This is a genomic window from Streptomyces sp. NPDC045967 (assembly GCF_056430495.1).
In genome coordinates this window covers 82,898-99,110 of the sequence record NZ_JBWKLE010000012.1, presented here as the reverse complement: position 1 = coordinate 99,110, position 16,213 = coordinate 82,898, and the positions used below count along the sequence as shown (strand labels likewise).

16 protein-coding genes are annotated in these 16,213 nt (G+C 71.4%); 6 read left to right on the top strand and 10 right to left on the bottom strand.

The window, feature by feature from the left end:
* The first annotated feature begins 4 nt into the window (after positions 1–4).
* Positions 5–604 carry a hypothetical protein gene (locus AC07FY_RS22620; protein ID WP_479008903.1) on the top strand — a complete coding sequence of 200 codons (600 nt, stop codon included), beginning with the start codon at positions 5–7 and terminating at the stop codon, positions 602–604.
* A gap of 358 nt (positions 605–962) precedes the next feature.
* On the opposite strand, the gene AC07FY_RS22615 is transcribed toward AC07FY_RS22620, so the two are convergent.
* Positions 963–2,192 carry a PP2C family protein-serine/threonine phosphatase gene (locus AC07FY_RS22615; RefSeq protein ID WP_479009085.1) on the bottom strand — a complete coding sequence of 410 codons (1,230 nt, stop codon included), beginning with the start codon at positions 2,190–2,192 and terminating at the stop codon, positions 963–965.
* A gap of 593 nt (positions 2,193–2,785) precedes the next feature.
* On the opposite strand from AC07FY_RS22615, the gene AC07FY_RS22610 reads away from it, so the two are divergent.
* Complete coding sequence (locus AC07FY_RS22610) at positions 2,786–2,980, top strand: antitoxin (protein ID WP_479008901.1); 195 nt, start codon at positions 2,786–2,788, stop codon at positions 2,978–2,980.
* Positions 2,981–3,185: 205 nt separating this feature from the next.
* On the opposite strand, the gene AC07FY_RS22605 is transcribed toward AC07FY_RS22610, so the two are convergent.
* Positions 3,186–4,568 (bottom strand): S41 family peptidase, encoded by a 1,383-nt coding sequence (locus AC07FY_RS22605; protein ID WP_479008900.1) that lies wholly within the window; start codon positions 4,566–4,568, stop codon positions 3,186–3,188.
* 388 nt (positions 4,569–4,956) lie between these two features.
* Here AC07FY_RS22605 and AC07FY_RS22600 point away from each other — a divergent pair, with 388 nt between their 5' ends.
* On the top strand, positions 4,957–5,418 hold the full coding sequence (locus AC07FY_RS22600) for a hypothetical protein (RefSeq protein ID WP_479008898.1): 462 nt from the start codon (positions 4,957–4,959) through the stop codon (positions 5,416–5,418).
* Positions 5,419–5,596: 178 nt separating this feature from the next.
* Here AC07FY_RS22600 and AC07FY_RS22595 read toward each other — a convergent pair whose 3' ends face one another.
* Positions 5,597–6,292: a TetR/AcrR family transcriptional regulator C-terminal domain-containing protein gene (locus AC07FY_RS22595; RefSeq protein ID WP_479008896.1), complete on the bottom strand. Its 696-nt coding sequence runs from the start codon at positions 6,290–6,292 to the stop codon at positions 5,597–5,599.
* Between the two features lie 134 nt (positions 6,293–6,426).
* Between AC07FY_RS22595 and AC07FY_RS22590 the strand changes: the two genes are divergently transcribed.
* Positions 6,427–7,926 carry an APC family permease gene (locus tag AC07FY_RS22590; protein WP_479008894.1) on the top strand — a complete coding sequence of 500 codons (1,500 nt, stop codon included), beginning with the start codon at positions 6,427–6,429 and terminating at the stop codon, positions 7,924–7,926.
* Between the two features lie 121 nt (positions 7,927–8,047).
* Entirely contained in the window at positions 8,048–9,706 is a 1,659-nt protein-coding gene (locus tag AC07FY_RS22585) for an amidohydrolase (RefSeq protein ID WP_479008893.1), read from the top strand.
* Positions 9,707–9,807: 101 nt separating this feature from the next.
* Here AC07FY_RS22585 and AC07FY_RS22580 read toward each other — a convergent pair whose 3' ends face one another.
* The 5 genes from AC07FY_RS22580 to AC07FY_RS22560 form a co-directional block, all read right to left on the bottom strand.
* The gene (locus AC07FY_RS22580) at positions 9,808–10,383 is read right to left on the bottom strand and encodes a hypothetical protein (protein WP_479008892.1); all 576 of its coding nucleotides are present in this window, start codon (positions 10,381–10,383) and stop codon (positions 9,808–9,810) included.
* A gap of 118 nt (positions 10,384–10,501) precedes the next feature.
* Entirely contained in the window at positions 10,502–11,293 is a 792-nt protein-coding gene (locus tag AC07FY_RS22575) for an SGNH/GDSL hydrolase family protein (RefSeq protein ID WP_479009083.1), read from the bottom strand.
* A gap of 482 nt (positions 11,294–11,775) precedes the next feature.
* Positions 11,776–12,258 (bottom strand): DedA family protein, encoded by a 483-nt coding sequence (locus AC07FY_RS22570; RefSeq protein ID WP_479008890.1) that lies wholly within the window; start codon positions 12,256–12,258, stop codon positions 11,776–11,778.
* Positions 12,259–12,537: 279 nt separating this feature from the next.
* Positions 12,538–13,044, bottom strand: a complete 507-nt coding sequence (locus AC07FY_RS22565; RefSeq protein ID WP_479008889.1) for a hypothetical protein — start codon at positions 13,042–13,044, stop codon at positions 12,538–12,540.
* A gap of 169 nt (positions 13,045–13,213) precedes the next feature.
* Positions 13,214–14,449, bottom strand: a complete 1,236-nt coding sequence (locus AC07FY_RS22560) for a PP2C family protein-serine/threonine phosphatase (protein ID WP_479008887.1) — start codon at positions 14,447–14,449, stop codon at positions 13,214–13,216.
* A 464-nt stretch (positions 14,450–14,913) separates the two neighbouring features.
* Here AC07FY_RS22560 and AC07FY_RS22555 point away from each other — a divergent pair, with 464 nt between their 5' ends.
* Positions 14,914–15,192 carry a GlsB/YeaQ/YmgE family stress response membrane protein gene (locus AC07FY_RS22555; RefSeq protein ID WP_479008885.1) on the top strand — a complete coding sequence of 93 codons (279 nt, stop codon included), beginning with the start codon at positions 14,914–14,916 and terminating at the stop codon, positions 15,190–15,192.
* Positions 15,193–15,309: 117 nt separating this feature from the next.
* Here the strand turns inward: AC07FY_RS22555 and AC07FY_RS22550 are convergent, their stop codons facing one another.
* Together AC07FY_RS22550 and AC07FY_RS22545 are read right to left on the bottom strand one after the other, a co-directional pair.
* Entirely contained in the window at positions 15,310–15,666 is a 357-nt protein-coding gene (locus AC07FY_RS22550) for an STAS domain-containing protein (protein ID WP_479008883.1), read from the bottom strand.
* 182 nt (positions 15,667–15,848) lie between these two features.
* Positions 15,849–16,088, bottom strand: a complete 240-nt coding sequence (locus AC07FY_RS22545; protein WP_479008881.1) for a chaplin — start codon at positions 16,086–16,088, stop codon at positions 15,849–15,851.
* Positions 16,089–16,213: the final 125 nt, after the last annotated feature.

Genomic DNA, 16,213 nt, shown 5'->3' with positions numbered 1-16,213 from the left:
CCGCGTGGAGCCCACTGAACCGACGACGGCCGGCGGTCAGGCCCGTTTCGCAGGTCCGCGCCTCGCCGACCGCGCGGGTCTCCTCCTCGTCCTGCTGACCGAGCGGCCGGTATCCCTCTATGCCGCGGCGGTCCTCCGTATCGGCTACGGACTGTTCTACTGCGTGTTCCTGCTGCGCGAGTTCCCGCACCGCGACGAGATCTGGGGTCCCGGCTCGCCGTGGACGCCCGCGTTGGCCCGGCAGCTCTTCGACCAGACCGGATGGATCAGCCTCCTCACCCTCTCCGACAGCCGGGCCTATTTCGAAGCCTGCTATGCGGGCGCCCTGCTGACCTCCGTGCTCTTCATGCTGGGCTGGCGGACCAGGGCCGTGTCCGTGCTGTTCGCCGTCGTGGTGGCGTCCTTCCACGCCCGGGCGATCTTCATGACGGACGGAGGCGACAACCTCATCCTCCTGATGTCTGTCTACCTCGCGTTCACCGCCTGCGGCCGCCGCTGGTCCCTGGACGCTCGCAGACGGACGGCGACGCAGGCGCAGGGGGCGCGGCGGCGCCGGTTCCACGGGTCGCGGAGCAGGGTGGTCACCGTGTCGCCGGCTACCTGACGGTGCTGCTCCAGGTGGCGTTCCCGTTCGTCCTCTTCGGCAGGCTCAAGTACCCCGTGCTGGCTACGATGTTGGGCCTCCATGCGGGGATCGCGGTGCTGATGGGACTGCCGCTCTTCTCGTGTGTGATGATCGCCGCGGACGCCGTGTTCCTCCCGGACCGGTTCTACCGGTCCGTGGCGCGGCTGTGGCCACGACCGGCCCGCTCGCCGGGCGCGCGGGACGGAGCCCGGCGGCCACCGGTACGCGTGCCGGTGGCCAGGACGGAGGTTCGTCGTCCGCTGATGCCGCAGCGGTGGAACCGTCGGTGACGGCGTGGTCCGGCATGCGGCCGCCGTCACCGCACGGGCGCGGACCCTTACCGCCTCGAGGGTTCCGAGGCGTCGGTGAGGTCCGCGCCGGTGGCGGCGTCGCGCCGGGATGTGGCGACGCCGTGCCAGTCCAGGCACATGACGGTCGCGTCGTCGTCCAGGTGGCCATGGCCGGCGTCGACGATCGCGCCGATGAGGGTGCGGGCGGCTTCGCGGGGATGCAAGTCGCGGGTGCGGACGATCAGGTCCGGCAGGTCGAGGCTCTCCGCGTTGCGTTCCTGCATGCCGTCGGTCAGCATGACCAGCCGGTCACCCGGCAGCAGGTCCAGGGTCTGGGTCCGGTAGGCCGGGACGTGCGGGTAGTGGCGGCTGAGACCGAACGGCGGATCGATCTTCGGAACGATCTCCTGCACCTCCCCGTCGCGCATCCGCAGCGGCCAGGGGTGCCCGGCGTTGACGAACTCGGCCCTGCCGTCGAGCAGGCTGATGCGCAGCAGCTGACCGGTGACGTATCCCCTGAGGTTGTGATCGCGCATGGCCTGGTCGGCCTGACGGGCCTGTTCCGCCAGGTCGGCGCCCGCCCGCCGGGCCCGCCGCAGGGCGCCCACCACGAGTGTCGCCAGCAGCGCGGCATCGACGTCATGGCCCATGGCATCGGTCACCGAGAGCTGGACCGTGTCCCGGTCGATCACGTAGTCGAACGTGTCACCCCCCACGTGCTCGGCAGGTTCCAGCGCCCCGGCGACCGCGAACTGTGCCGCCTCACACGCCAGCGATGCCGGGAGCAGCCGGTGCTGGATCTCCGCGGCCAGGCTCAACGGCTTCGTACGGCGGCCCCACTGGTACACATCGGTGTGGGCGCGATTGGCGATGACGATGTACGCCAGCGCGTGCGCCGTCTCGCCGATCTCCCGCATCGCGTTCGCGTCCGGTGGCGCGGCCAGGAACAGCTCCAGGAGCCCGATGGCGTCCCCGCGGTTGGTCACCGGCGCGACGACCCGCACCAGCTGACCGCCGCCCCGCTGCTCCACGCGCGGGCGCTGGCTGCGGATCACGTCGTCGTACAGGGTGCCCCGCAGCGGGATGCGACGGGCCGGCTCACCGGTGTCGACGCTGCCCGCGGCCCCCAGCCGAACGACCGAAGCGCCGGTGAAGTCGGTGATCAGGAACGACACCGATGCGGCCCCGAGGTGGTCCTTGAGCATGCGCGCGACCACGTCCAGCGACTCCACGGGCGCCGCGGCCTCCGCCGCCACCAGGACATGCGTCAAAGTCATCGCCCCGGCGGGTTGCCCCTCGCGCCCGGAAGGCCGACGGGCCCACTCGTCGTCCAGCTCTCCTGCGGTCACGCCGACCCCTCACAGCTCGATGCGGACCGGGGCCCCGCCCCGGGAATGCGAAGATCCGCGCCGAGCCGGCACCGGACAGGCCCATTCCATCACGAGACCCTCAGAGCGCCGCCCGACCGGCGGAGGTCGGTGTCGCCACTCCTGACATGCCTCACCTCTCCGTCAGCGGCCCGGCTGGCGCCGGTGTCGGTCATGGCCGACACCGGGCCGGGGGCCGGGCGCCCGTCATCGGGGTGCCCTGCAGGCTTCGGAGAAGTGTGATGATCCCAGACAGCCCGCGCGGTTGTCTCGAAAACGGCGATTGCTTCGCCCGTACGGGGCCGGCCTCGCCACGATCCGCGCACCATCCGGTTTCCGCCGTGATGCCGGCGAAACCCCGCCTGATCAGCCCGCTTCGTTCCGCACAGCGGACCCGGGGAGGCGTCCGCTCACTTGCGAGTCCTCCAGTGAGGGGGGTAGCCGGGAGTCCAGTGGGTAGGGGCGCCAGCGTACGACGCACGCGCTATTCGTGGGAGGTACTCATGGGCAAGCTCGGAGACATGGCGAACAAGGCCAAGGAGATGGCCAAGGGCCACCCGGACCAGGCCGACAAGGGTGTTTCGCGCGCCGAGCGGCTGATCGATGAGCGTACGGGTGACAAGTACGACGCGCAGACCGACAAGGCCGCGGACGCGGCCCGTCGCTCGTACGGCAGCACCGATACGCCCGAGCGCTGACCCCCATCTCCGGACGGGGCCTGGCTCACGCACCACGCGGGGGCCAGGCCCCGCCCACGTCTGAACGGCACGTTCCCGCGGAACAGGCGCCCGGGTACGTGCGTCCAAGGGGGCTCCCGGATCCCGGCTCCCGGTCGGTTCCGAGGTGGGCTGACCAGGAGCCACCTGGCGTGCGACGGCTCGGGCCGCCCGCGGAGGAGCCGTCCTAGTCCCGCAGGACGCTCACGGCCCGGTCGAAGGCCGAGTCCTTGTTCTGGTCGAACTCCTCCGGGGTGAAGACCGGCTCGGTGAGGTGCGGCGGGATGCCCGCGCCGTCGAAGGTCCTGCCCGACCGGGTCAGCAGCTCCTCGTTCGGCAACCAGAACGACATGCCGTTGGGGAGCTTGCGCACCATGACGTCCGAGAAGACGCCCTGCGTGGGCTGCCCGATCCGCACGGTCCGGCCGGGCCGGTCCATGAGGGCCTGGGTGAAGGTCTCTCCCGCGCTGACGGTCGAGCCGCCGGTCAGCACGGCGACCGGCCCGGTGTAGCGCGGGCCCTGGGCCGGCGTGACGTAGAGGGGCTGGGGGCGCGTGTGCCGGGTGGGGTCCGCGGGATCGTTGCGGGCCCGCTTGGAGTAGGCGAGGTAGGGGGTGTCGGTCAGCCGTCCGGCGATGTGGAGCCCCATGGCGTCGGAGCCGCCGCCGTTGATCCGCAGGTCGATGACCAGGCCCTTCAGGTAGCGGGTGCGCTTTTGGCTGAGGACCGTGTCCAGCGCCTTGTCGAGCTCGGCCAGCTCGGCGGCGTAGGAGGCCCCGCTGCCGGCGTAGCCGCCGAAGCCGGAGATCCGCAGGTAGCCCTGCCCACCAGGGAGGTCGGCGTAGGTGATCCGCCCGGCGGCGAAGTCCTGGAGGTTCCGGGCGTCCCTGAGGTCGCGCTCGACGATGAAACTCTTGGCCTTGGCGTCGAGGTTCCTGTCGGGCCGGACGGTGCCCGGGCGGACCTGGGCGACGGCCCGGTCGGGGTCACCGTCGCCGTCGCCGTCGACGTCAAAGACGGCGACGTGGGCGTCGTGGAGCGGCTCGACCATCTTGCCGAAGACGGCGAAGAGTTCGTCCGGGGTCGTCCCTTCGTGGACCGTGGGCCGGTACTGGTCGCGTACGGCGTGCCAGTCGATGCCCTTGGCGGCGAAGAAGGGGTAGTTCTCCTCGAAGGACTGCCAGAAGACGTCGAAGGAGGCGAGCGGGCCCGCGGGGGCGGAAGGCGTGCAGGCGTCGGGCAGTTCCGTCATCCGGCGCAGGTTCCGTTCGCCGACGTCGCCGTCCAGCCGTACGGAAGCGCGGTCGTGGTCCCCGCGGGTGCGCACGGTGAGGACGGTGCGTCCAGGCGTGGTGTAGGCGCCGGGGCCGGTCCGTTGCGCGGTGTCGCCCGCGATGCAGCTGACGGCGGTGGTCTGAAACTCCTGAAGGGTTCCGTTCCGGATGGACAGCACGGTGCCGTAGCCGTCGGTGCGCCAGATTCCGTCGGTGGCCGGCTGGTGGGCGGTGGCGGCCGGCGCGGCTGCGCCGACGAGGGCCAGGGCGACGGCGGTGGCCGTGACAATGCGCACGATCTTGCCTTCTCTGTAGGCGACTTGCCGGGTACCGCCCCACCGTCGCCGACACGGGACCCACCGGGCCATCCGGCTGTCCGGCCGATCGGGAGTAGGGCCAGCCCCCGCTACCCGCGGTTCCCAGGACCGAACTCCTGCACGGAGTGCCGTCCAAGTGGCGCCAGCCAGACGAGACGATGACGACGGGCCCGGGCGGCATGACGGTACGACGTGGCCCGACCAGGCATGCCGGCGGCGTCGCACTCAGAGAATGCCTGGACTGGACGGGGCAGGACATCGGGGGTGCGGCGTATGAGCGGCGGGTACGGTGCCGCGGCGGGCGCGACCCCCCACCGGGACACCCCTACCCTCCGCCCGTCCCCCCACCGGGACAGGGGTGGGCCTGATGGTCACCTACAACGCCGGCCGGTCCACCGTCCTGGTCCTCCTCCGTACCTTCCCCGTGGTGGTCGGCGCCTTCGTGGCGGCCGCGCGGAACGGGCTGCGTCGGGTGTACCTGCGCCGGGCCGTGCGCCCGCTCGGCTCGGTAGTGGCCATGATGGTGTCCAAGAGTACGGGCGCCCTCACCATGGCCCCGGAGACGGCGGGACTGCGGGACGTCGTGGGACTACCCGGGAAGACCGTCATCGTCGTGATGTGCCTGTGGTCGATCGCGTTCGCCCTCTACGGCATCGGCCTGTCGCTGGTGCACGTCTTCCGCACGGCTGACATCCACGAGGTCCTGGCGCCGATCCTCGCCGGCGTCCTGGTGTGGGAGATGGCGCTCCTGGACGTGATCACCGGCACCTACGGCCGAGCCCCGGCGGGCATCCGGACGGTGTTCATCCTCGGCGCCCCGTCACGGTGACGGCCTTGTCCTGTTGGGAGCTGTACCGGCTGCGCCACCACCACGGACTCACGCTCTGTACGGCACTGCGACGCTGACACCCGGATCCCCCTGGCGGACGATCCGACAGGTGCTTCCTCGGCGACGGGTGATCAGCGCGGCCGCGCAACGCCGGCCGCCGTACCGGCCGTTCGCCGGATCAGGCGGGGCGCCCGCCCGCGGACTCCGCCGCGATGCGCACGGCGAGCCCGTCCAGCAAGGTCTCCAGGGCGGCCAGGAACACCGTCGTCCCGTCCAGCCGGGACATGTGGGCCACACTGCGGGCGATGGCCGGGAAGACGGCGGGGTCGGCCGCCGGGTACTCGCGGGTCCAGGCCAGTTCGTCGCCCGTCCGGGCGGCTCCGTCCAGGGTCTCGAATGCCGCGTCCATCCCCGCCCAGGCCAGGGCGAAGTCCCCGTAGACCCGGTGCAGGACGGCGGCCAGGGCCGGGGAGCATCCGGCTCGGCCGAAGGCGGCCAGGATGTGTTCGACGATCCGCATCTCGGCAGGGCGCCGGGTGGTGCGGTAGGTGGCCAGGACCGCCGCGCCGGGATGGCGCAGGGCGGTCTCCCGTGTGCGCAGCGCGAGGTCGCGCAGCGTGTCGCGCCAGTCCGGCGCCGGTTCGAACCCTGCGAGGGTCTCCTCGAAGAGGCGGTCGGCCAGGGCGAGGTGGAGCTCGTCCTTGTCCTTGACGTGGCGGTACAGGGCGGACGGGTCGACGCCCAGCCTGGCGGCGAGCCGCCGCACACTGAGCCCTGCCGCGCCGTCGTCGTCGGTCAGCGCGAGCGCGGCGTCCACGATGATCCGCAGGTCCAGCTCGACCTTGGGGGGACGGCCCCTTCCTCGTACTGCCATGGGGTGATCAGACCAGGCGGGGGAGTGCTTCCGCAAGCCCCGCCGCCCGGGAGGAAATCTTTTTCCCACACCGTTGACAAAATAGTGCGGCGAGCGGTTGTCTGCGGGGCACCCAGAACCGAGGAGTGCTGCTCATGGACCAGGGAAGACCCGCTACCGGTGAGGCGCCCGCCGCCACGTTCCGCAAGACCCTCAGCACCCGGCACGGCGTGGTCATCGCGCTGGCCAACATCAGCCCCACGGTGAGCGTCGGCATCGGCCTCGCCTTCCTCGCCGCGCTCGCCGGCACGGCGATGCCCGCCGCCTTCCTGCTCGCCGCCCTGCCGATCCTGGCCGTGTCCGGGGGATACGCCCGGCTCGCCGCCCGCGACCCCAACTGCGGCACGGCGTACGTCTGGGTGCGGCGGGCACTCGGTCCGTGGACCGGTTACCTCATCGGATGGACGTCGGTCGCCACCAACATCCTGTTCCTGTCCTACGCGGGCCAGCTCACCGGTCAGTTCACCCTCGGGCTGCTCGCCGAGGCCGGCGTCAGGGCCGTCTCCCCGGACAACCCCCTCGCGGTCACCGCCACCGGCCTGGCGTGGAGCGTCCTGATCGTGCTGAGCGCGCTGCGCGGGGTGAAGGGCGCCACCGCCGTGCAGAGCCTGCTGCTCGGCGTCTCCGCGGTCGTGGTCACCACCCTCGTGATCACCGCCTTCGCCCGGGGCGACGCGGCCCCCGTCTCCGCCTCCTGGTTCTCGCCGTTCGCCTTCCCCGACACCCTCAGCCTGCTCGGCGCGACCGTGATGGCGGCGTACATGTTCTGGGGCTGGGAGAGTGCCTTCTCGGTGGTCGAGGAGTCGGCCTCGGTCCGCTCACCGGGCCGTGCCGGAATCATCGCCATCCTGGTCACCGTCGGATTCTTCCTCTTCTCGGCCACCGGTTTCCTGCACGCCCTGAAGCCCGAGCAGCTCGCCGACCCGCTCTCCGGTGTCACCGAGCTGGCCCGCACCTTCTACGGCACCACCGGCGCGGCCGCCGCCCTCGCCGCGATGCTCTTCGCCACCGTTGCCTGCATGCAGTCGAGCGTCATCGCCGGGGCCAGGCTCACGCTCGCCATGGGCCGCGACGGTGTCCTCGGCACGAGCTGGACCCGGCTGCATCCCGCCTGGGGCACGCCCGTCACCTCCACCGTGCGGATCGCGGCCCTCGCCATCGGTGTATCGCTCGCGGGGCTCGCGGTCGGCTCGCTGTCCGAAGTGGTGGTCGCCGTCGTGAACTCCGTCGGCATCCTGGTCTCGATCATGTATGGGGTCGGCGGCATCGCCTGCGTCGTCACCTTCCGGCACGAACTGCGCGGCCGCGTCCGCGACATGCTCGTCGTGGGCCTGCTGCCGCTGCTCGGCGGCATCACCCTGCTGCTGCTCGGCGGCCTGGTCGCCCACCAACAGTGGACATCCGTCGACCACTTGGCCTTCGATGCGGAGAACGGGCGCTTCCTCACCGTACTGCCCGTGACCGTCATCTGCCTCGGCGTCCCCGCAGCCCTGTGGACCCGCTACCGGCGCAGGGCCGCCTACTTCACGCAGCCACCCGCTCCGCTCGCGCCCGCGCCCGGACCGGCGCCCGCACCGGCCCCCGCCGGGGGCTGACCACACGCTCCGGGAGGGGCGGGACCGCGCTTGCGCCCGCCCCACCCGGCACCGCCACCCGTACCTCACCCACCCGTCACCCGCTCGCCACCCACTCGTCGTCACCCACCGGAGCCCGCACATGCGCCACGCAGACCTCGTCCTCCTCAACGGCACCATCTGGACCGCCTCCCCGGTACGCCACCGGATCTCGGCGATGGCCGTCACGGGCGATCGGATCACCGCCCTCGGCACGGACCGGGAGATCCGCGAGCACATCGGTCCGCGTACCGAAGTGACCGATCTCGGCGACCGGTTCGTGCAACCCGGCTTCACCGACGCGCACGTGCATCCGGTGATCGCCGGAATCGGCATGCTCGGCTGCGACCTGAGCGGGGGCCGTACCGCCCGTGAGTACCGCGACACGATCACCGCGCACGCCGCCGCGCATCCGGAGGCCGCCTGGATCCAGGGCAGCGGCTGGTCCTTCGACGCGTTCCCCGGCGGGCTGCCGCACCGCGACCAGCTCGACGACATCCTCCCCGACCGGCCCGCCTACTTCCCGGTCCGCGACGGACACTCCGCGTGGGTCAACTCACGCGCCCTCGCCCTGGCCGGACTCGACCGGCACACACCCGACCCCGCGGACGGCCGCATCGAACGCGACGCCGCGGGCGAGCCCACCGGCGTCCTGCACGAAGGCGCCATGTCGCTGGTCGGGACGCTCGCGCCCGTGCCCTCGGCGGCAGAGGCCCGCGCCGGGCTCCTGGCCGCCCAGGAGCTGCTGCACTCGCTCGGGATCACCGGCTGGCAGGACGCGCTCGTCGGCGCGTACGCGGGCTTCCCCGATCCGCTCGACACGTACCTCGCCTGCGACGCCGACGGGTCGCTGACCGCGCGCGTACGCGGAGCGCTCTGGTGGGAACGGGACCAGGACCTCGGCCAGCTCGACTCGCTCCTCGCCCGCCGTGAGAAGGCCGCTCAGGGCCGACGCTTCACCGCCGGCACCGTCAAGATCATGCAGGACGGGGTGGTGGAGAACTTCTCCGCCGCCATGCTGGAGCCCTACCTGGACTGCTGCGGCTGCCCGGGCGACAACGCCGGGATCTCCATGGTCGATCCCGCCTTGCTCCGCGACGCCGTGATCGCCCTCGACGGGCACGGCTTCCAGATCCACTTCCACGCGCTCGGCGACCGAGCGGTCCGCGAGGCGCTCAACTCGCTCGAGGCCGCCGTGGCCGTGCACGGCCACACCGGCCTGCGCCACCACCTCGCCCACCTCCAGGTGGTCCACCCCGACGACATCCCGCGATTCCGCACGCTGCGCGCCGCCGCCAACATGCAGCCGCTGTGGGCGGCGCACGAACCCGCCATGGACGAGCTGACGTTGCCCTTCCTCGGCGAGGAACGGGGCCGGCGCCAGTACCCGTTCGGCGCCCTGCACGCGGCCGGTGCGGTGCTCGCGGCGGGCAGCGACTGGTTCGTCTCGAGTCCGGACCCCTGGCACGGCATCCATGTCGCCGTCAACCGGCAGGTGTGGGCCGAGGAACTCGGGGAGCCGGACCTGCGCCCCCCGTTCCTGCCCGAGCAGCGGCTCGCCCTCACCGATGCCCTCGCCGCCTACACGGCGGGCTCGGCCTGGGTGAACCACCAGGACCAGGCCGGAGTGATAGCCGTCGGCCGGCTCGCCGACCTCGCGGTCCTGGATCGAGACCCCTTCGCCGTCGCCCCCACCGACCTGCACGCGGTCCGCACCGTGGAGACGTACGTCGGCGGGGTTCGGGTCCACAGCGCCGAGTAGGGTGCCCGGCCGAGCACGCGGAGCGGCCGTCGTACGGTCTGCCCGGACCGGAGGTCCGGGCAGACCGGCAGACCGTCACGTGCCAGCTAGCGGGTTCCGGCTCAGCAGCCGCCGCAGTTGTAGAACGTCACGTCCCAGTGGTTGCCCTCATCCGCGTAGATGTTGCCGGCGCCGGACTTCCACTGAGGGGCGCCGTCACCGCGCACCCCGATGTAGGTGAACGTGTTCTTGATGTAGTTCCCGACGCACGTGTACTTGCTGAAGTCGAGCTTGTAGCCGTTCCAGTGCGAGTACGTGCCGCCGGCGTGGCCGGTCTCGGTGCCACCGGTGATGTTCAGGGCGCAGCCGCTGGCGCTCTTGAGGGTCTGGGCGCCCTTCGCGGAGGCGAGGTTGAGCTGCTCGAAGGACGTACAGGTCGGGTTGTTGCGGTCGGAGCACCCGCCGGAGGAGGACCAGGTGATCCCGGAGCTGCGGAACATCGAGGTCGCGGTGGCGTGGCTGATCTTGGTGGCCGCGTGGGCGTCGGTCGCGCCGCCGACGACGCCCACGCCCGGGGCGAAGAGCGCGCCGAGGACGAGTGCGAGCGCGGTGACCACCACGCGGAGGGCGTTTCCTCGGGGGCGGCCGGCGGTCGTGGCGCCGGCCTGGGGGCGGAGGAGCGACTGCGGAGGCTTCATGTGCTTCTCTCCTGGTGCGGATGGGGGCGGATGGGTGTGGGAGGTCGGCCGTCGACGGCGGGGTCTACCCGCGTCGACTCCCGAGCGCGGAAGGCCCCGGGCGTGGCCGGGGTGAAGATCACACGGCGGAGCGGAAGGCGGGCAGGTAGCCCCCGGAGTGGCCCGTGGCCGTGGGGTGGTAGCTGTTGGAGACCGGCACGGAGACGCTGTGGAGCCAGGCGGCGCTCGAGCAGATCTCGTGGCCGGTGAACTCGTCCACGACGCTGGAGTAGGCGAACCCCGCGTTGGCGGCCTGCTTGGCGAGCATGCCGTTGAGGGCGTCGCTGCCCCGGTTGATCGCCGCCCGCTCGGTTTCGCTCAGCCCGGCGATGCAACTGCCGTTCAACTGGTAGAAGCGCGGATAGCCGAGCACGACGACACGAGCCTGCGGGGCCTTGGTGCGGATGGCGCCGTAGAGGGACGAAAGGCTTCCCGGCAGGGTGCTGTTCACCTGGGTGATGGCGTTGTTGACGGCGCTGACGCAGGTCGCCTCGCTCTGCAGGACACAGGTCTGCATGACGTTCGCGAACCCGACGTCGTTGCCGCCGGCGGTGACGCTGACCAGGGTGGTGGTGCTGTTGAGGGGCGTCAGCTGGCCGCTCTTGACCGTACTGGTCGTCGCGCCGGAACAGGCGGTGAAGGAGAACGACGCCGGGGCGTTGGCCGCCGCCCACAGGGACGGGTACGCCTTGCTGCTGCGCTGACAGCTGCCGCTGTCGGACAGGTAGCTGCCCGCCCCCACGCCGGAGGAGTAGGAGTCGCCGAGAGCGACGTACCGCTCCCCGGCCGCCGCGGCGGCGGACGCGGGCTGGGCCAGACCGATGCTCGCGGCCGCGAGGGTCAGCAGGACGGGCAGGCCCCGTCTTAGCATGCGCATGACAAAGAACTCCCTGAAGTGTTGTGGGGATCAGGAGTTGTTGAAGCGTCATACTTGTAGCAGTGATCGACGCCTGCGCGATAGGCGTGTGACGCGGCTGGTTTCCGTGCGCTCCGTCCGCGGGTGACGACGAAGTCGCACGGCCCGCGTGCGGAGCACCCGGTGTCCCGCGCGACATCGCCTCAGCGGTCGTTCGGCGGCGGGTCGTCGACGTCACGGAACAGTCGAGGCGGCTCCTTCGCGGGCCCCGGTCCGTGGGCGGCAAGGGTGCGGGACTGGCGGTCATCGTCAGCGCCGAGGACAACACGGTCGCCGTCCACCGCAACGAACTCCGGCCCGGGCGGCTCAGGCCGGCAGGCGTGACCGGGTCCGCCGATCGCGGCCGAGGGGGCTCTCGGCGCGCTGCTCCGACGGGAGGACTGGGGCCGCGCGCCCGGCTCGCCTACTGCGGCACCGGCTCGGGCCCGGGCTCGGGGTCAGGACTTCTCGGCCACGGTGTCGCCGGAGGAAAGCGCCGCCCTCCTTCGCCGGTACACCACCACCCCGCCCACCGCGAGCAGGAGGACGGCCACGGCGGACACCCCGAGGGCCGTCCGCTCCGCGAAGAGCCTTGCCAGCACTTCGAGCACGCCGAGCCCCGCAGTCGCGTAGATCAGCGCCCAGGCGGCGCCGCCCACGAGCAGGGCGGGGAGGTAGCGCGGCAACGGCATGCGCATGCTGCCCGCGAGGAAGTTGGCGGCCGTCTGGAAACCGACGGTCAGGAAGGAGACGGCCACCACCGGCGCACCCCACCGCTGGATCGCCAGCTCGGCCCGCCGGAACTTCGCCGAGGAGATCCGCTCGGCGAACCTGCTGCGCCGGGCGCCGGCGCCGGCGAGCCACCCGACGGCGAAAGTCCCCCCGGCGCGGAGCAGCACGATGACGTACAGGGCTCCGGCCGTGAGCGCGATCCTATCCACGACGCCTCGCCCCGAGCTCCGCACCGCGAGCCCCGGCGCCGGTCACTCCCCTCGGCGTCCCATCCCTGCGGGCGCACGACGGCGCACCAGCCCGGCCTCCGTCGTCCATGTGCGCCCCGTCCTCTGGCCTGTCCGGTCCTACGGCTGTCCGCCTTACGGGTTCCGCCCGGCGGCACCGGTCCGACCCACGGCAAGGAAAGGGTACCCTAACCGAACGCCCATCCGGGGGCGGTACCGGGCCGCCGAAGGGCGCGGGCGGGGCCGCGCGCGTGCGGCGGGTCAGTTCGCCCCCGGGCCGGGGTTGCGGTTCCATGCTTGTTCGATTCTGCGGTTCGCTTCCACCACCGCCTCCAGGTTGCTGCGCAGCGAGTTCTCCCGACGAGCGCGGTCCTCCTCCCGCTGGGCCTCTTTGTCCCTCCAGTTCCGAAGGTCCCGCCGCCCCGTGGCCAGGGCGGCCCTTCGCCACTTGTCCACCGGCCACCACAATCTGCCCTGATCTGCGGACTCCTGCGCACGCACTCCGAGAGCCGCCCAGAATGCGGCGACGTACGCCTTGACCAGCACGTTCTGCTCCAGTTCGTGCAGCAGCGCGAGCACCGCCTCCACCGAGGCGCAGGGCGCCCGGTCCGCATCGTCGCCGGCCCCGTCCTCCGTACGCCGTATCGCGTCGACGGCCGCGGCGATCGCTTCCGGAGGCGAAGGCCGCTCCAGGCAGCCCACGGCCGCCAGCACCTCCTCCCGGCTCGGAGCGTACGGTCGCCGACCCTCCCCGCTCGTACCCGTCACCGTGTCCCCGCCCTTCGACGCCCGCCCTTCCCACGCAACGCTACGACGAGAGGGACGAACAGCGGGCGTCTTCACCGGACTTGGCGAACCCCGGGCCGACGCCCGCAGGGGCCGGTCCCCAGCCGGCAGTCCGGTGGCGCTGAGGAGCTCCGGTTCCTCTGCGACCGGATCACGTGCGGGCCAGCGGGCCGAGGGCCTCGGCCAGGGGCGGCAGGTGGTGGCCGTGCCATTCGCAGAGCAGCACGGTGGCGTCGTCGCCGAGCCGTCCGTCGTGGTGGTCCAGGACGGCGTGGACCAGCCGACGCAGGGTTTCGGGGACGGGGAAGCCGTCGGCCTGGTGCCGGATGATGAACTGAACGAACCGGTCGAGGCCGAATTCCCGCCCCGAGCGGTCGCGGGCTTCGATGATGCCGTCGGTGTAGCAGATGATCCGGTCGCCGGGTTCGAGCTGCTCGCGGTGGATCTCGACGGGCAGGCCCAGATCCGTCCCCAGGGGGTGGGTCGGGCGGCGTTCCAGGGCGGTGATCCAACGGCCGGCCCTGATGAGGATGGGCGGCGGGTGGCCGCAGTTGATCCAGGACAGGAGGCCGCTCCCAAGGTCGAGGTCGGCCAGGATCGCCGTCGCATAGCGGTCGCGGGTGAATTGTTCGAGCAGCATGGATTCGATGGCGTCGCGGGCCTGCTCGAGACCGGCGCCCTGACGGCGCTGGTTTCGGCAGGTGGCCATCGCGAGGTTGGCGGTCAGGCCGGCCGCGGTGTCATGGCCCATCGCGTCGAAGACCGCGAGATGAACCGTGTCCTCGGCCAGTGCGTAGTCGAAGGCGTCGCCCGCAGTGGAGTAGGCGGGCTCCATCGCGGCGGCGACGGTCACCCGGGGCCCGGCGAACGTGCGCGGGGGCATGAGGGTCCACTGCATCTCGGCGGAGACGGACATGGGCTGTGAACGGGTCAGGCGCGCGTAGGAGTCGCTGTGGGCGCGCTTGGAGACCATCAGCAAGCCGACCAGAGACGCCAGAGCGGTCATCGCGGTGCGGGTCTCGTCGTCCGGCTCTGTCCGCAGGCCGACGGACAGGACGCCGAGGCGCTCGGTGCCGTCCAGGAGCGGAATCCAGTACCGCCTGCCGTTCTCCCCTCCTCCGGGCAGGATCTGCAGGCTCTGGAAGACACGCCCCGCCACCGTGCTCTCGATGTGCAGCTGCTCTCCCGCCTCGGCGGCGTCGAGTCCCTCGCCGGTCATCTCGCGCAGCGTCTCCTCGCGGAGATCGGACAAGTAGATGTGCACGTGCTCCAGACCGGCCTGCGGCGTGTACTCGCGCAGCAGAGCTGGCAGCGACTCCAATGTCGCCACGTGACTGGCGGCAAGCAGGTTGACGAGCATCTGAGCAGTCGCGCGGGTGGGCGCCATCACCATCACCTGTCACCGAGGACTCCCGGTCCACCGGCCTCCGGTACGGGGCCGGCGGACACAAGCTGATCACACAGCATGCCTCGGCGGCCGAGGACGACGGAGCGGGCCGGGGCGACACCGGTGAAATCTCATCACATCGGGCCCCTGATCAACCGAGGGGCCGTTCCGAGGCGAGTGGCTTCCCGACGGAGCAGGAACCGGCGGCAGCAGCCGGCAAACTGCGTGCCAGGTCATGCGACGGCAGTCCAGGATCAGGGTTCCCAGCAGGAGGCACAGCCCGGCGGACGTGAAGCGTCCTGCTCAGACGACCGCCTCGGGCTTGAGACCGAGGCCCGGCAGGGACTGCGCGCAGCGGCGGCGCCTCTCATCGTGAACTTCAGGAGACCGGCACGTTTGGAATCCCCGCCACGGTGAAGACGATCGTTGACACCAACTTTATACATCGAGGTAGGAGACGCATCATGGGCATCATCGCTTGGATTCTCATAGGGCTGCTCGCGGGCCTCATCGCCAAGGCACTCATGCCGGGCAAGGACCCGGGCGGCATCATCATCACCATGCTGATCGGCGTCGCGGGCGGTCTGCTCGGCGGCTGGCTCGGCAAGGTCATCTTCGGCGTCGACTCCATCGACGGCTTCTTCGACCTCTCCACCTGGATCGCCGCGATCATCGGCTCGGTCATCCTCCTCGCCGTCTACCGACTGGTCACGGGCAACAAGCGACACCACCGCCACGCCTGAACCACGCGACCCACGGCAGGCTGAAACGGCTCCCCCTCTTCTGAGGGCGGGGCCGTTCTGCTGTCCGGGCGTGCCGTGACAGTTCGCCGGACGGCTGCCGGAACGAACGAGATACGGTCAAGTGGCGTTCGTGCAGTCGCCCAGTGTGGGAAAGATCCGGAAGATGCCGGCGGTCCCGGTGACCTCCAGGAGGCGCCGGAGGTGTGGGTTGAAGGGGCCGCACAGCCACGGCCACTGCCCTTCCGGGTGTCCGGGTTTGAGGAGTTCGTAGAGCAGGTCGATGCGCGTGTACCCGACTCGCGACAGGTCGACGACGATCTGCTTGCCGCTTCGCTCACCCGAGCCCAGGGCCAGCGCCACGAGCTCCATGTGCTCCGGCTCGTCGACGTCACCGTGCAGCACGACGACGCAGTGGTGGTCGGATTCGGTGATCAGAGCGATCGGGCCGGCTCTCGGCTCAGGGTCCGGGTGCATGTTCCATGCTCCCGCACTACAGCTCCCGTTGGGAGCGAACCCACGAATGAGGACGCCCGCCCCCGGGTCCCCCGGGGACGGGCGCAGTGGTGAGCGGGACGGCCGGGGAGGAGTCCGGCCGCCGCGCTCACGCGTCGAGGACAGTCAAGGCCGCCGGCGCTTACTCGGCGGGGCCCGGAGCGTCAGTCGTTGACGCAGATGTTGCCGAAGGCCGGGTTCAGCAGGCCGATGACGTTGACGCTGTTGCCGCACACGTTGACGGGAATGTGGACGGGGACCTGGACCAGGTTGCCCGACAGGACGCCGGGCGAACCGATCGCCGCGCCGTGAGCGCCGGCGTCGGCGGCAGCCATGCCGGCGCCGCCCATGACAACGGTGGCCGCGGTCGCGGCGATGGCGAAGCTCTTCTTCATGGTGGACATAGACGTATCTCTTTGAACAAGCGGTGCGGGTTCGGGTTCCGCACAGGGGAAGAACGGCACCCTGTCCCCAGACGCAGGTGCACCCGCGCCCAGCTCCAGAACCGTGCCCTGTGCAACGCCCGCTC

Bases quoted from the DNA above. Each gene is read 5' to 3' on its own strand.
- AC07FY_RS22615 (WP_479009085.1), bottom strand. From the start codon at position 2,192: ATGACTTTGACGCATGTCCTGGTGGCGGCGGAGGCCGCGGCGCCCGTG.
- AC07FY_RS22610 (WP_479008901.1), top strand. From the start codon at position 2,786: ATGGGCAAGCTCGGAGACATGGCGAACAAGGCCAAGGAGATGGCCAAG.
- AC07FY_RS22600 (WP_479008898.1), top strand. From the start codon at position 4,957: ATGGTCACCTACAACGCCGGCCGGTCCACCGTCCTGGTCCTCCTCCGT.
- AC07FY_RS22595 (WP_479008896.1), bottom strand. From the start codon at position 6,292: ATGGCAGTACGAGGAAGGGGCCGTCCCCCCAAGGTCGAGCTGGACCTG.
- AC07FY_RS22590 (WP_479008894.1), top strand. From the start codon at position 6,427: ATGGACCAGGGAAGACCCGCTACCGGTGAGGCGCCCGCCGCCACGTTC.
- AC07FY_RS22585 (WP_479008893.1), top strand. From the start codon at position 8,048: ATGCGCCACGCAGACCTCGTCCTCCTCAACGGCACCATCTGGACCGCC.
- AC07FY_RS22580 (WP_479008892.1), bottom strand. From the start codon at position 10,383: ATGAAGCCTCCGCAGTCGCTCCTCCGCCCCCAGGCCGGCGCCACGACC.
- AC07FY_RS22575 (WP_479009083.1), bottom strand. From the start codon at position 11,293: ATGCTAAGACGGGGCCTGCCCGTCCTGCTGACCCTCGCGGCCGCGAGC.
- AC07FY_RS22560 (WP_479008887.1), bottom strand. From the start codon at position 14,449: ATGGCGCCCACCCGCGCGACTGCTCAGATGCTCGTCAACCTGCTTGCC.
- AC07FY_RS22555 (WP_479008885.1), top strand. From the start codon at position 14,914: ATGGGCATCATCGCTTGGATTCTCATAGGGCTGCTCGCGGGCCTCATC.
- AC07FY_RS22550 (WP_479008883.1), bottom strand. From the start codon at position 15,666: ATGCACCCGGACCCTGAGCCGAGAGCCGGCCCGATCGCTCTGATCACC.
- AC07FY_RS22545 (WP_479008881.1), bottom strand. From the start codon at position 16,088: ATGTCCACCATGAAGAAGAGCTTCGCCATCGCCGCGACCGCGGCCACC.